Genomic DNA, 14,777 nt, shown 5'->3' with positions numbered 1-14,777 from the left:
TATCCATAATCTTTAATTTTATCTTTAGTTTTGATTTTTATTTATTTTAATGAACTTTATGTTTTTAAATATTTAAAACGTAACAAATGTATTTACTAAATCGAAACTAAACAACAATAAAACAAATTTTTTTTTCATTAAAATTAAAATAATTTTGTTATGAAATCCCTAAATCATTCACAAAACAATATACAAAATACTGAATTTAAAGTATTTACATATTTATTTGCAACATTTTCATTAACGAAACTAAATCTTTCTTTACTTTCTGATAATTTAAATATTTTCGTAAATTTGACATTTATAAAGTAGATATAATTATTTTACCCAATGTTATTACATGCCCAATGAAGAATAACAATATTAATAATATAAGACAACAGGAAATTCTAGAAGAATTAAATTTTAATCATTATGTATCTGTAACTGATTTATGTAAGAAATTAAATGTTTCAGCAGTTACGATTAGAAAAGATTTGACTCATCTTGAAAAAATAGGAAAATTATACAGGACTCACGGAGGAGCTACGAGAGAATCTTTTATTGTAAAGGAAAGACATGTTAATAAAAAAGAAACCTTACAAGTTGAAGAAAAATCAAAAATAGCTAAAGCCGCACTCAATTTTATTGAAGATAATGATTTTATAACTATTTCTTCTGGAACTACCACACAAATGGTTGCCCAGGTTATTGATAATAATTATACTAAATTAACCATCCTCACTTCTTCATTGAAATCTGCCATGTTATTATATGGTAATCCCAATTTTGATGTAATACAATTGGGGGGAGATGTAAGAACTAAATCAGGCTCGGTTATGGGACCTTATGCTGAATTGATGATTAGTAATTATTCTTGCAGTAAACTATTTATAGGTGGTGACGGAGTTGATTTTGATTTTGGGCTTTCTACTTCCAGTACTATGGAAGCTAAAATGAATCAACTCATGATACAAAATTCTGAAAAAGTTATCGTTTTAGCTGATTCTACTAAAATAAGCAAAAGAGGTTTCGGTAAAATAACCGACCTGGATAAAATTCATGTTTTAATTACTGATCAAGGTATTAATAATAGAGATGTTGAAAAATTTGAAGATTTAGGTATAGAAGTTGTAATTGCTAAATAAATTATCTTAAAAATTAATTTTTCAATCAACTTGAATTTTTAAATGTATACATTCGATGAAACATTATTTTTTGTTTCAGCTAATTTTTTTCATCTTTTAATTTTATGCCTATTTAATGTATATCATATTATTTAGATACATATGTCTATCTCTAAATTAATTAACAACTAAGTCTTTTTATTTAAAAATTACTGAATTCATATTTCTAAGAAAAAACTTAAAATGCTACTTAAAATGAATTTTATGCAGCATTTAACTTACTTATATTTGAGTAATTTGAAAAAAATGTTTTTTCTTCTTTTATTTTAGAATTAAAAGAAATTAATCTAATTTAATTATAATAACTTCTATAAAGTAATTGCATAAAATTACCAATCAGAATTATTAATATTATCTCATCGAAAAAATAAAAAATTATCTAAGATTAGCTCGTTCATTTAGCGATTCTTTTAAACATGTTATTTATAGCCTCCGGAAATCCTGCATAAACAGTCATCATCAGCATAAAAATTTTAATTTCATTCTCTGTAACTCCCATGTTTAAAGCTCCGTTTATATGAAACTTTAACTCCTAGAGTGCATTTCCTTAGGTAGCTAATGCCGCAATAGTGGCAATTTGTCTAAACTTCTTTTCTAAACCATTTCGTGAATAAATATCAATATATTCATATTCTAAGATAAATTGTAAAAATTCAGGAGAAAAATCACGATAGGATTTTTCCATTCGCTGCACCTGCAATCTATCTAGCTGTGAAAGTGTTTATACGCGTTTTGAATATTTATCTATTACATCTGCTTCTTGGTTTACCTTTTCCTCTAAATCATTAATACCATTTTCTTTTCGCTTAATTAAAACTTCCTTCAAACCATTCATTGCATTAATAGATTTTTGAAATCCTCTATATACAGACATTTACAATATTGTTTCTTTTACATCTGTTATAGAACTGCCGGTATTTATGCACCGTTTAGACGAACCTTTAATTGTGAGATTGCTCCTGAAGTGATAGGTGAAAATACTGATGTAATTTCTTTTGATTTGTTATCTAAATATTTTACACAATATACATCTCAGAGCGAATATTCGACAAGAAATCGGGCTAATTCCGTTTAGATTATGTTTGATTTAGATTAACAACCGTTTTGTTTCGATTAAGTGGATGTCCAATAAATATATGTTTAGCTGTAGTTCCTATTACATTTTTGCAATATGAATTTATTTATTTTATCTGTACATGCAATTTTTCATAAAACAAATCAATAGATTAGGATATATCTTTTACAGCTTTTAGAACAATTCCAATTATGAATTTGCTTAGGATTTACAAAAAATATTTCATCTGTTTGGATTGAGTATCCTCAAGATTGATCACATATAAGCCAGTACCTTCTGTAAAACAGACTAATGAAAAAAAGAATGTCAATGTGCCCATTCGATTTCAGGATCTTCCATTTTGTCAAATTTTCCTGCATAACAGGAAATATGTTGCAAGGTCAAAGATAATATATCAGATATGGAGTATTCCTTTACTTTAAGATAAAATTATAAAAATATGGATAATCAATAAAGTTATTTCATTAATTATCTAAAACTCATTAGTTGGGTTATATTGGATCTTCTCACTCGCTTACTAGGATATATATACATCCGTTAATGTAAGAGAAATATAAACCTAGTCATATTTCATTTTCGTTCTTCAATAATTATATTTTGAGATTTTGTTTATAAATTATAAGCTTATCTTTCTTAATTAACGATTTAATTAGCGCTATCTTCTCGCATTATCTTCATAGTAAAATTGAGTTATCTGAATCTTTAATTTCGTAATTCCCAATTTTTTCTCTACGAAGTTTTGTAAGATATCCACCTACTCCTAATTTCTGACCAAAATCATGAGCTAAAGATCTTATATAGGTTCCTTTACTGCAATGAACTACAAATTCAACATAAGGAATTTTAACCTTTGTTATTTTAAAATCATAAATTGATATTTCTCGGGAGGGTATTTCAACTGCTAGTCCTTTTCTTGCAAATTCGTATAATCTTTTACCTTCTTTTTTTAATGCAGAATATACAGGAGGTTTTTGAATAATTGTATCACCAATAAAATATTTTGTTGCTTCTTCAATATCTTTTACCTGTAAGTGACTAAGTTCTTTATGATTAACTTCTTCTGTTTCCGTATCATAGGATGGCGTTTCGACTCCTAATTTTATTTCTCCTGAATATTGTTTTGATGCATCTTGAATCTGTTGAATTTGTTTGGTAGCTTTACCTACACATACAATGAGCAAGCCTGTTGCTTTAGGATCTAATGTACCCGCATGACCTACTTTAATTTTTCTTAAATTAAAATTTCTCTTTATTTTCCACTTAATTTTATTTACAACATCAAAAGAAGTCCAATCCAACGGCTTATCTATTAAATATATTTTTCCTTCTTGTATATCTTCTAAATTCATTGTTTCTTTTATTAAAAAGCAAATATAATCAACAAATAATATCCAGTTTAGAATATTGAAAATTATTGTAAATTTGCAAAAAGCAAATCAACCTTGTTGCTTCTATTAATGAATAATAGAAGAGGAAAGTCCGGACACCATAGGATATCACAGCGGGTAACGCCCGTCCATTGTAAAATGAGGACTAGTGCAACAGAAAGGAAGTACAGTTCGGCTGTAGTGAAATCAGGTAAACTCTGTGAGGTGCAATGCTATGTATACCGGATTTATAAGGGCTATCCGTCCGATGCCGGGGGGTAAGCAGATTGAAATAAGGAGTAATTCTTATTCTAGATAAATAACAAGGCTTTTCAATATTGAGAATGACAAAATCCGGCTTATTGATTTGCTTTTTTTATATATAAAAATTTCACTACTTTTATCCTATCCATTCATTTACATGTACACCCATCCCTATACGTATAGCCTTTGCTGATATGGTAAATGTTTCTGTAAATGAAGACCTTCCTATACCTAATGAATCAAGTTTTTCTTTATATTTCACTACATATCCAGCTGTGAAATTTAACTCTTTAAATGGAACATTTGAATTTCTTTTCACAAAGACAATTTTTCCATCTTTTTTCTCACAACTGTCTGTCATCCATTCAAAAAATCCAGTTTCATTGGTGGATTTAAGAGTTACTTCTATTCTACCACCTCTGATTTGTGCAGAGGGTCTTCCTGTAGGGTCTGTTTCTTGTGCTAATGAATAATTTACATTTATAATATTATATTTTCTCCCTGCTACCTCTAATCGTGCTCTAAATGACATAATAATTATTTTTTAGTGTTTTTTTTTAAATTCGACAAATTTACGTATTTGCTTATACATATTATTTGATGAATCGTTAAATGCTTGTTAAATTACATATTCTATTATAGGTTGACTTAACTACTTAATTTATAATATGCTTTTTTATAAAAAGACATTTTATTAGTTTATATTTTATAACAATAAAAAAAGAGATATTCATGATATCTCTTTTTTTTGATTTATTCTTCCTGATTATTTTTCAATTAAAACATTTCCTGTCATTTCCTTAGGAATCGGTAATCCCATTAGAGTTAAAATTGTGGGTGCTATATCTCCTAATTTACCTTGTTTTAAGTTATATTTTTCATTATCAACTACAATTAATGGAACTAAATTAGTTGTATGTTGGGTGTTTGGAGATCCATCTTCATTTTTCATCTTATCAGAATTACCATGATCAGCTATAATTAAAGTCGTATAACCGTTCTCTAAGGCTGCTTTACATATTTCTCCTGCACATTCATCAACTACTTCAGCTGCTTTGACTGCTGCTTCAAATACACCTGTATGTCCAACCATATCGGCATTTGCGAAGTTAAGACATACAAAATCAACTTCTTTCTTTTTTAATTCCGGTATAATTGCGTCTTTAATATCATAGGCTGCCATTTGAGGCTTTAAGTCATAAGTAGGAACGTCTTTTGGAGAAGGAGCTAAAATTCTTTTTTCGTTTTCAAATACTTTTTCCTCTCCTCCGGAAAAAAAGAATGTCACATGCGGATATTTTTCGGTTTCAGCAATTCTTATTTGTTTCATCGCTGCATTTGCTATGACTTCACCTATTGTATTTTTAATCGTGTCCTCTTTGAATATAACATGTATATTTTCAAACGTTTCATCATATTCAGTCATCGTTACAAAGTATAAATCTAATTTTTTAATTCCAACTTCCGGATGATCATGCTGAGATAAAACATCAACAATTTCTCTCGGTCTATCGGTACGAAAATTAAAGCATATAACAACATCACCTTCTTGGATTTTTGCCACAGGTTTATTATTCTCTGTTACAACGATGGGCATTAAAAATTCATCCGTAATTCCATCTTCATAGGATTGTTGTATCGCTTGTAACGGATTCTCTGTTCTATTCCCCTCTGCATTTACCATAACGTCATAAGCTATTTTTACCCTTTCCCAACGTTTATCTCTATCCATTGCGTAATATCTTCCTACAATAGATGCTAATTTTGCATTATTATCTTTACAAAAATCAATAGTATCTTTTATAAAGCCTTTTCCACTCTGTGGATCGCAATCTCTTCCGTCTGTAAATGCATGTACAAAAACATTAGGTACATTAGATGAATTGGCTGCTTCTACTAATGATTTTAAATGGCTAATATGTGAATGTACACCACCATTGGAAACCAAACCAATAAAATGTACGGGTTTATTATTACTTTTAGCGTATTCAAAAGCTTTTTTTAATTCTTCTTCATTACCTAAGGTTTCATTTTCAACGGCTAGATTTATTTTCGTCAAATTTTGATAAACAACTCTTCCGGCACCTAAATTCATATGTCCTACTTCAGAATTTCCCATTTGTCCTTTAGGTAAACCTACATCCAACCCATAGGTTACCAAGGTTGTATTAGAATATTTCTGGAAACAGCTATCCATAAAAGGAGTATGAGCATGGTCAATTGCTGATACAGATTTATCCGTAGCTATTCCCCAGCCGTCTAAAATCATTAAGATTACTTTTTTATTCATAATTTATTTTTTGGTAAAATTAATTTATTTTTATATGTTATTTTAATTTTAAAGTTATTGAATATTTATGATTTTTATTGTTTTTTTAATATAACATTTATTATACAAAAAAAGACTTGTCTACTCAAGTCTTTTTTATATACTACTAGATTATTCAAAATTTATTCAACCGTTACAGATTTTGCTAAATTTCTAGGCTGATCCACATTTACACCCCTTAATACAGCAATATAATAAGCTAAGAGTTGTAATGGTATCACAGTTAAAATCGGAGTAAAACATTCTGATACATCCGGAATTTCAATTGATTCAGTAACCATTTCTTTAACTGCGGTATCTCCTTGTGTGACAATGGCAATAACTTTACCCTTTCTTGAATTGATTTCTTGAATATTACTTACAATTTTATCATAATATCCTTTTTTAGGTGCGATAACCACTACCGGCATATTTTCGTCAATTAAAGCAATTGGACCATGCTTCATTTCTGCTGCCGGGTATCCCTCTGCATGTATATACGATATTTCTTTTAATTTCAACGCTCCTTCTAATGCAATAGGATAATTATATCCCCTTCCTAGATATAAGAAATTTCCAGCACCGGCATATAATTCAGCAATTTTTTTAATTTGATCTTCTGTATTTTTTATTACTTCAGATACTCTCTCCGGTATTGTTTCAAGCTCCAAAATTAGACTATTAAATCGCTCTTTACTTATGGTTCCTTTGTGTTTTGCCAATTTAAGTGCAATCATAGCTAAAAGTGCAAGTTGGGCAGTAAATGCTTTAGTAGATGCTACTCCAATTTCCGGTCCTGCATGTGTATAGGAACCAGCGTCTGTTAAACGCGCAATGGAAGAATCAATAACATTACATATACCATAAATAAAAGCTCCTTTTTCTTTTGCTAATTTCAAAGCTGCAATCGAATCTGCTGTTTCTCCGGATTGCGAAATTGCAATAACGATATCTTTATCTGTAATGATAGGATTTCTATATCTAAATTCCGAAGCATATTCAACCTCTACCGGTATTCTTGCCAAATCTTCAATAAGATATTCTCCTACTAAACCGGCATGCCAAGAAGTACCGCAAGAAATAATTATAATTCTTTCTGCATTTAAAAATTTTTCTTGATAATCCCATATCCCAGCCATTTGGATAATATCTTCATCTACTAAAAGTCTTCCACGCATTGTATCCATAATAGATCGAGGCTGCTCATGTATTTCTTTTAGCATGAAATGTTCATAACCTCCTTTTTCTATTTTTTCTAAGCTTGTTTTTAATTCATGTATTTGAGGATTAACTTTCGAATTATCCTTAATTTTATAAACATCTATTCCTTTAAGAGTTATGGTTGCCATTTCGCCATCTTCAAGATAAACTACTTCATTGGTAAATTCAATAAAAGGAGAAGCATCAGATGCTATAAAATATTCATTTTCACCTATACCGATCGCTAACGGACTACTTAAGCGAGCAACAACAATTTCTTGTGGCTGATCTACTTCCATTACAGCTATTGAATAAGCACCTACCACTTCATTTAATGCATACCTAACAGCCGTAGATAAATCTAACTTTTGAGAGTCTTGCATATATTGTATTAAGTTCACTAATACTTCGGTATCTGTTTCACTTTTAAAAGTATATCCTTTGGAAGTAAGCATTATTTTCAAAGTTCCGTAATTTTCAATAATACCATTATGTATTATTGCAATTTTTCCGTTATTTGATATATGAGGATGTGCATTAATATCACTGGGTACACCATGGGTAGCCCATCTTGTATGACCGATTCCTACAGTTGCTTCAGAATTTAAATCTTTACATTTTGCTATTAAATCAGATACTGAACCTTTGGTTTTTCTTAGTTTAAAAGTACCATTTTCATTTAAAACTATTCCAGCACTATCATATCCTCTGTATTCTAACCTTTTTAAACCGTTTAATATAATTGGATAGGCTATTTTATATCCGATATATCCAGTTATTCCACACATACTTTAATATTTTTAATATTTTTAATATTTATTATTTATATAGAAATATATACTTTAATTTTTAGTATATAATATTTCAAGTCTTAACTTTTTATCTCCTGAATTTTTATTTCCATAAAACGTTAAGCGAAACGGTTCATAAGCTCTAGTTGTCCTAGTATATCCTAAATATTGATTGCTATTTGTTGAACGGGAAATGAAATTACCCATTTCAACTAATATTTCATCATTAGGCTTATTTTTTTCAACAATATCTTTAATCTGCTTGGTAATATTAAGCGTGTAATATTGGGGATTAGAGTCAAAATCGTACTTTGGATTGAAGAAGTAGCCTGCTATAGCAGAATAATAGGTTAGATCAGGCAAAAACTTTTTTTGAGTATAATTATAACCATAAATATAATCCGGTTTGGATGAAACATTTTCCGTAAGATAAAATTTTAATTTTGCTCCTGTTATAGCCCAATTATGATTTTGTATAGAATCTCTAATCGCCTCTAATTGTGAGTCGTTTAATTTTATATGAATAGATGGTCCCCCCATACCTTGCAAAAATAATACTGATTCTCCATTTTGTTTATCCGGATTATTCATTTGTTCCATAAATTGAGAACTAGCTGAATTACGATGGTAAAAATTATATTCTCCTACCACAGAGTTATATGCTGAATTCATTGAAAATGAATATGTCGCAGTGGTATAACTATCTGATGGGTTCTCTTTATATTTATAGTAAGCTACCAGAGTCATTTTATTAACAGGGAAGTTAAACATAAATTTTGAGTTTTCATCAATAGGGTGTATTTTTATCCCTTTAAAATACTGAATAAATCTGGAATTATCACTTATATCGGCACTTCCTTTTTTACCAAAGAAGTGTTCCTTGAAATAATCGGGATCTAGCTTAATTCTATAACCTGCCGTCGTAGGCTCTGTAATAACCGTTCCCTCACTTGTTCTTACTGAAATGCTAGTTAAGGAATCACCGAGTACCGCAGTTCCCAATTTATCGCCTATATCAATTGTTTCACTTGAATAGAACTTTGATGAGGTTGACTTTAAAAAGGTATTTATTCTATTTACATCCACTGCCATAGCGTTACCGGATTTACCTAAAAAAGATGCTAATGTATATTTTTTAACATACTTAATGGTATCTATTCCACTTGAACTTCCGGGGTTTAGAACGATTTTTCTTTCTTTGTAGGAAGATGCATTAAATGGCGGATTAATGCTTAATATAACAGAATCTACTTTCTGAATTTTACCTTTTATTTCATCAGAAACACTTAACCGTACTTGTATAGCAAAGGATGCTTTGGATTTTCCAAAAGTATTATCTTCATAGACACCTATTAAACCACTACCCAAAGTGTTGTAATCAGCCCTAATGGTATCGTTATTATAAACATTATAAGCCACTAAATCTACGAATGTATTTCTCCCTTCTAATTTCCCTGGGATAAGGTCTGCTCCTACATCTGTGGTATCATTTTCACAACTTAATAAAATAAATGCAGGCAGTAAGGATAAAAAAAATAACTTTATCTTTGATTTAAGTATTTTCATATTTGTTTTACTCTTGGATCTTTATTTCACTTGTAACGTGATAAATTTCTTTGACATCTTCGTTTTGAATAAAATTAAATTTAGGATTATTCAATTGCTTGAACATATCTTCCAATTCGTCAATTAAAACTTCTTCACCTTTTACAATAGTATCCGAATCTTTCATAGCTTCTTTAATAATACTAACATATTTATTATCAATTAAATATTTTAATTTGCTAGTATTAATATTATCAAATTCCAAAATATCTTTAAGGTTACTACTAAATGTCCCGTTACTTCCTTGATTATAAACAGATGTAATAACTTTTATATCACTAAAGAATGCATCATTAGCATAATTAGTTTTTAAATAAATTGGTAAAAAGCTTGCCATCCATCCATGTAAATGAATAATATCAGGTATCCAATTTAATTTTTTTATAGTTTCTAAAACGCCTTTTGTAAAAAAAACAGCTCGTTCATCATTATCTTCAAACCACTCATCGGTTTCATCTTTATACGGCGATTTTCTTTTAAAATATTCATGATTTTCTATAAAATACACTTGCATCCTTTCTCCAGGAAGTGAGGCAACTTTAATAACTAAAGGTTGATCAAGATCATTTATAATCAAATTCATACCTGATAACCTGATCACCTCGTGAAGCTGGAATCTTCTTTCATTTATTTGCCCAAATCTAGGCATAAAGATTCTAACATCATTTCCTTGTGCAAACATTTGTTTGGCTAAATTGTAAACTCCTGATGAAATTGGATTTTCGTCAAAATACGGTACTAATTCAGAAGTAACATGAAGTATTCTTTTTGAACTCATTATAAATTGAAGGCTGATTATAATTTAACAAAGTTACAAAAAATTAATCAAACTGTAGTAAGTTTGCATTTTAAACCCTGACATTTGTCACAAAAAGCTAAAATATGTTAATATTAAAAACCAGAAATGAGTTATTTGATTTTATCCAATACATTAACGCTAAAAATTTATCCCTAGGGTTTGTTCCAACTATGGGAGCTTTGCACGACGGGCATCTATCTCTTTTTAAAAGAGCTATTGAGGATAATCAATATACAATAGGAAGTATTTTTGTAAATCCTACACAATTTGACAATCAAAATGATTTGTTAAAATATCCTAGAACTGTCGAAGATGATATAAATAAGTTAAAAAGCGTAGGTTGTGACGCTGTATATCTACCAGGAGTTGAGGATTTATATCCTAATGGTTTGGAGTGTGATACAATAGCCATGAATGGTTTGGATTTAGTTATGGAAGGAGAGTTTAGACCGGGGCACTTCCAAGGAATGGCAACAGTTGTCAAACGTTTATTATTGCAAATAAATCCTACCAGAGCTTATTTTGGTGAAAAAGATTTCCAACAATTACAAATTATACGACATATGGTTCGTGCTTTAAAATTACCAGTTGAAATTGTTGGTATGCCTATTATTCGTGAATCAAGCGGATTAGCAATGAGCTCTCGTAATATGAGACTTACTCCTGATTTTAAGAAAAAATCCATATTTATTTATCAATCTTTATTAAAAGCTAAAGAATTATCTTCTCACTATACTCCTCAAAAGGTAGTTTCAAAAATTGAGAAAATGTATTTAAATACAGATTTAAAGCTGGAATATTTTACAATTGTTAATGAAGAAACACTATTAACAGCAAATACATTTGACGACTGCAAAAATTATAGAGCTTTTATTGCTGTATTTGCAGGAGATATCCGATTAATTGATAATCTCCAAATACGCTAAAATTATTTTTTTTTTATTGTTATAATTAATTTCAACTTAATTATCTTATATTGAATTAAATAACCAATTAAAATTAGTGTTAACATATTATTTTTTTAGATATTATTTTAGGGAATATAATACCATATAAATATGTAATTTGATTTATGAATAAAAAATTTAAAAGTATATTAACAATTTTCGTTTCTATATTAATTGCTGGTATATTAATGTTTTTAGTTTCAAAAAGTTTAGGTGGAGATTTCATTGAAAAAACTGTATTAACTGCTAAAAAAGCTGATTATTTTTGGATAAGCGTTGCGGCCTTTTTCGGATTAGGGGCCTATTGGATTAGAGCTATTAGATGGAATTTACTTTTAGAGCCTATGGGCTATAAGATTAAAAATTCGAATGCTTTATGGGCTCTTTCCTTTGGATATTTTTTAAATTTAGGAATTCCTAGAATGGGAGAAATTGGTAGAGCAACCGCATTACAAAGTGTTGAGAAAGTACCATTCACTAATTCATTTGGCACTATAGTAACTGAACGAATTATTGATCTTGTCTTTATGATATTTTTTATTCTTTTAGCATTGTTATTTAATTATTCTACTCTATTATCATTTTTTGATCTATTAGGTAAAAACGAACCCCATGAAGTTGAAAAAAATTATACTTTCTACTACGTATTTATCGGTATAATTATTCTTTGCGGTATTTTACTCTATCTATTTAGAAAAAAATTACTAAAATTATCAATAACTAAAAAAATATTTTCTTTTTTAAATGGTATTTGGAATGGTTTACTTTCTGTTTTCAAATTAAAACAAAGAATGAAATTCATCCTTTTATCTTTTGGAATTTGGATATGCTATTTTTTTGCTTCGTATCTTGTGGTCTTTGCACTCCCTGAGACTTCTTCAATACCTTTACAAACTGGCTTTTATATATTAGCTGTTGGAACTTTAGGAATGCTTGTTCCTGCATCCGGTGGAATTGGCGCATTTCATCTTGCTATGATGCTAGGTTTTTCAGCTTTATATTTACAGTATGGAAAGTCTACTGATGAGGGTAAAGAAATAGGTTATTCATATGCAATTCTTGCTCACAGCTTACAAATGGTATTGATGATTATTATGGGATTACTTTCAGTGATAATGCTCGCTAGAAATAAAGAAAAAATATGAGAGTAAACTAATATATTTTAAAACTGTTCTCTTAATTAAAATATTTATTGCTTATAAAATAGAAAAAGCTGTTCAAATGAACAGCTTTTATTATGCTTGATATAGAAACTATATATTTTTGTTAGTTTGAAAACAAGATAATTCTTAACTTTCTGAATCACTATCCGCAGATGCAGCTTTAACATTTCTTGAAGTTTTCACTGCTGCAATTACTGTATTTGCCGGATGCAATATTTGAAAATCTTTTAGTTCAACTTTAGACACTTCAAATTTATTTCCTACATCTAAAGAAGTTACATCTATCACGATTTCATCAGGTAAATTTGCAGGAAGTGCTTTTACTCTAAGTTTTCTTAAGTTAACACGTAAAACTCCACCTCTTACAACTCCTTTTGATCTACCGGTAATTACTACAGGCACCTCCATAGTAACAAATTTTTCTGGATTAATTTGATAAAAATCAGCATGTATAATTTTATCTGTTACCGGATGGAATTGTAAATCTTGTAAAATAGCTTCAATTTTCTCTCCATCTATTTCTAAAGTAACTGTGTGTGCTTCAGGAGTATAAACTAAATTAGTAAAACTTCTTTCTTTAGTTGAAAAATGGATTACATTTTTTTCTCCATAAACAACACAAGGAACTTTTTCAGCATTACGTAAGGCTTTTGATGAATTCTTGCCTACGCTTTCTCTTTTTTCTCCTTGAATTGTAATTGATTTCATATAATATTACATTATAAATTTTTTGCTTATTGATTCTCTGTTGTGTACTAAGTTCATCACTTCTCCAAACAAAGGAGCGCAAGATAGTACTTTTATTTTACTTACGAAAGTATTTTTTAACGGAATTGAATCTGTTACAATCACTTCCTCCAATTTAGAATCATTTATTCGATCATATGCAGCTCCTGAAAAAATTGCATGAGTTGCCATTGCTCGAACACTGGTAGCTCCAGCATCCATGAGTATATCAGCCGCCTTTGTTAAAGTCCCCGCAGTGTCAATCATATCGTCAACTAAAATCACATTTCTCCCCTTTACGTCTCCAATCAACGTCATAAAATCAACATTATTAGCTTTTTTTCTCTCTTTATAGCAAATAACTACGTCAGCATCTAAATACCCAGCATAAGATCTCGCCCTTTTTGCCCCCCCCATATCAGGAGAAGCAATAGTTAAGTTTTCTAATTTTAATGACTTAACATAATTTATAAATATTGCGGAAGCAAATAAATGATCAACCGGAATTTCAAAGAATCCTTGAATTTGATCTGCGTGTAAATCCATTGTCATAACACGCGTTGCTCCAGCAGCAGTTAATAAATTAGCTACCAATTTTGCTCCTATAGGAACACGAGGTTTATCTTTTCTGTCTTGACGAGCCAAACCAAAATAGGGAATTACTGCTGTGATTTTATCTGCAGATGCTCTTTTAGCGGCATCTATCATCAACAACATTTCCATTAAATTATCCGCTGGTGGAAAAGTAGAGCCTATAATAAAAACTCTGGATCCTCTTACAGATTCTTCTAAACAAGGTTGGTATTCACCATCACTAAAATCAAAGAAACTCATTTTTCCTAAAGGCATTCCATAACTTTGTGATATTTTTTCTGCTAAAGAAACACTTTCTCTAGTCGAGAAAATATGGACTGGTTGAATCATTTATATGTGTTAAAAAAATTTTTCTGAAAACGAGTATTGCAAATTTATGATTTTTTTACTCACTCTATAAAAAAACTGAACAAAAATTTGTTCAGTTTTTTACGCAAAAGCTTTATCTTTAAGGAAACTTAACTGACTGGTATATATTTGGATTTACCAACGGAAGATTAGAACCATACTTTTGATTTATAGCTTTTATAAATTCATTAGCTATAAAAGCATATCCTCTTCCTGTGGGATGAATGCCGTCCAATGAAAAAAATCCCCCTGTTATAAATTGATTGGTATAATTTACTCCATCATAAATAACCCCGTCTTTAGTTTTTAATTGGCTAACCAATGATTGAATATTTGTATAGGCTAAATTATACTGTTTCGCAAGATTTTCAATTATATGGTTATATGCTTTTATTGCTTCCCTAATATTAATAATCTCTTTATC

The 14,777-nt window shown here is 29.6% G+C and carries 14 protein-coding genes, 1 other RNA gene and 1 pseudogene; 5 read left to right on the top strand and 11 right to left on the bottom strand.

All coding sequences use genetic code 11. The annotated features are described in order from the left end of the window. Positions 1-347: 347 nt before the first annotated feature. The gene (locus tag M3Z80_RS06355; protein ID WP_293918617.1) at positions 348-1,127 is read left to right on the top strand and encodes a DeoR/GlpR family DNA-binding transcription regulator; all 780 of its coding nucleotides are present in this window, start codon (positions 348-350) and stop codon (positions 1,125-1,127) included. A gap of 433 nt (positions 1,128-1,560) precedes the next feature. On the opposite strand, the gene M3Z80_RS06350 is transcribed toward M3Z80_RS06355, so the two are convergent. Both M3Z80_RS06350 and M3Z80_RS06345 read right to left on the bottom strand, forming a co-directional pair. After that, a complete protein-coding gene (locus M3Z80_RS06350; RefSeq protein WP_293918619.1) occupies positions 1,561-1,683 on the bottom strand; it encodes a carboxymuconolactone decarboxylase family protein in 123 nt (40 codons plus the stop codon). Positions 1,684-1,713: 30 nt separating this feature from the next. Further along, positions 1,714-1,851 (bottom strand): hypothetical protein, encoded by a 138-nt coding sequence (locus M3Z80_RS06345; RefSeq protein ID WP_293918615.1) that lies wholly within the window; start codon positions 1,849-1,851, stop codon positions 1,714-1,716. Between the two features lie 165 nt (positions 1,852-2,016). Here M3Z80_RS06345 and M3Z80_RS06340 point away from each other — a divergent pair, with 165 nt between their 5' ends. Beyond that, on the top strand, positions 2,017-2,241 hold the full coding sequence (locus M3Z80_RS06340; RefSeq protein ID WP_293918613.1) for a hypothetical protein: 225 nt from the start codon (positions 2,017-2,019) through the stop codon (positions 2,239-2,241). Between the two features lie 674 nt (positions 2,242-2,915). Here M3Z80_RS06340 and truB read toward each other — a convergent pair. Further along, the gene (gene truB / locus M3Z80_RS06335) at positions 2,916-3,590 is read right to left on the bottom strand and encodes a tRNA pseudouridine(55) synthase TruB (RefSeq protein ID WP_293918611.1); all 675 of its coding nucleotides are present in this window, start codon (positions 3,588-3,590) and stop codon (positions 2,916-2,918) included. 79 nt (positions 3,591-3,669) lie between these two features. Between truB and rnpB the strand changes: the two genes are divergently transcribed. Beyond that, an RNA gene (rnpB, locus tag M3Z80_RS06330) (RNase P RNA component class A) lies at positions 3,670-3,986 on the top strand. A gap of 22 nt (positions 3,987-4,008) precedes the next feature. Here the strand turns inward: rnpB and tssD are convergent. The 5 genes from tssD to M3Z80_RS06305 all read right to left on the bottom strand — a co-directional run bounded on the left by tssD (position 4,009) and on the right by M3Z80_RS06305 (position 10,554). After that, the gene (gene tssD / locus M3Z80_RS06325) at positions 4,009-4,404 is read right to left on the bottom strand and encodes a type VI secretion system tube protein TssD (RefSeq protein WP_293918610.1); all 396 of its coding nucleotides are present in this window, start codon (positions 4,402-4,404) and stop codon (positions 4,009-4,011) included. A gap of 234 nt (positions 4,405-4,638) precedes the next feature. Then, positions 4,639-6,162, bottom strand: a complete 1,524-nt coding sequence (gene gpmI, locus M3Z80_RS06320) for a 2,3-bisphosphoglycerate-independent phosphoglycerate mutase (RefSeq protein WP_293918609.1) — start codon at positions 6,160-6,162, stop codon at positions 4,639-4,641. A gap of 161 nt (positions 6,163-6,323) precedes the next feature. Next, a complete protein-coding gene (glmS, locus tag M3Z80_RS06315) occupies positions 6,324-8,168 on the bottom strand; it encodes a glutamine--fructose-6-phosphate transaminase (isomerizing) (protein ID WP_293918608.1) in 1,845 nt (614 codons plus the stop codon). A 54-nt stretch (positions 8,169-8,222) separates the two neighbouring features. Continuing rightward, entirely contained in the window at positions 8,223-9,737 is a 1,515-nt protein-coding gene (locus M3Z80_RS06310) for a DUF4270 family protein (RefSeq protein ID WP_293918607.1), read from the bottom strand. A 7-nt stretch (positions 9,738-9,744) separates the two neighbouring features. Continuing rightward, positions 9,745-10,554 carry a glycogen/starch synthase gene (locus M3Z80_RS06305; RefSeq protein WP_293918606.1) on the bottom strand — a complete coding sequence of 270 codons (810 nt, stop codon included), beginning with the start codon at positions 10,552-10,554 and terminating at the stop codon, positions 9,745-9,747. A 104-nt stretch (positions 10,555-10,658) separates the two neighbouring features. Between M3Z80_RS06305 and panC the strand changes: the two genes are divergently transcribed. After that, positions 10,659-11,501, top strand: a complete 843-nt coding sequence (panC, locus tag M3Z80_RS06300; protein WP_293918605.1) for a pantoate--beta-alanine ligase — start codon at positions 10,659-10,661, stop codon at positions 11,499-11,501. Positions 11,502-11,647: 146 nt separating this feature from the next. Next, positions 11,648-12,667: a lysylphosphatidylglycerol synthase transmembrane domain-containing protein gene (locus M3Z80_RS06295; RefSeq protein WP_293918604.1), complete on the top strand. Its 1,020-nt coding sequence runs from the start codon at positions 11,648-11,650 to the stop codon at positions 12,665-12,667. A gap of 144 nt (positions 12,668-12,811) precedes the next feature. On the opposite strand, the gene M3Z80_RS06290 is transcribed toward M3Z80_RS06295, so the two are convergent. The 3 genes and pseudogenes from M3Z80_RS06290 to M3Z80_RS06280 all read right to left on the bottom strand — a co-directional run. Beyond that, positions 12,812-13,393: a 50S ribosomal protein L25/general stress protein Ctc gene (locus M3Z80_RS06290; RefSeq protein ID WP_293918602.1), complete on the bottom strand. Its 582-nt coding sequence runs from the start codon at positions 13,391-13,393 to the stop codon at positions 12,812-12,814. Between the two features lie 6 nt (positions 13,394-13,399). Beyond that, a complete protein-coding gene (locus M3Z80_RS06285) occupies positions 13,400-14,335 on the bottom strand; it encodes a ribose-phosphate pyrophosphokinase (protein ID WP_293918601.1) in 936 nt (311 codons plus the stop codon). A 118-nt stretch (positions 14,336-14,453) separates the two neighbouring features. Beyond that, positions 14,454-14,777: pseudogene (locus M3Z80_RS06280) on the bottom strand (G-D-S-L family lipolytic protein); the annotation flags it as partial.

It is taken from the genome of Apibacter sp., from assembly GCF_025291155.1.
Lineage (GTDB): Bacteria > Bacteroidota > Bacteroidia > Flavobacteriales > Weeksellaceae > Apibacter.
The sequence above is the reverse complement of the archived record's forward strand: the minus strand, read 5'-3'. Positions and strand labels throughout refer to the sequence as shown.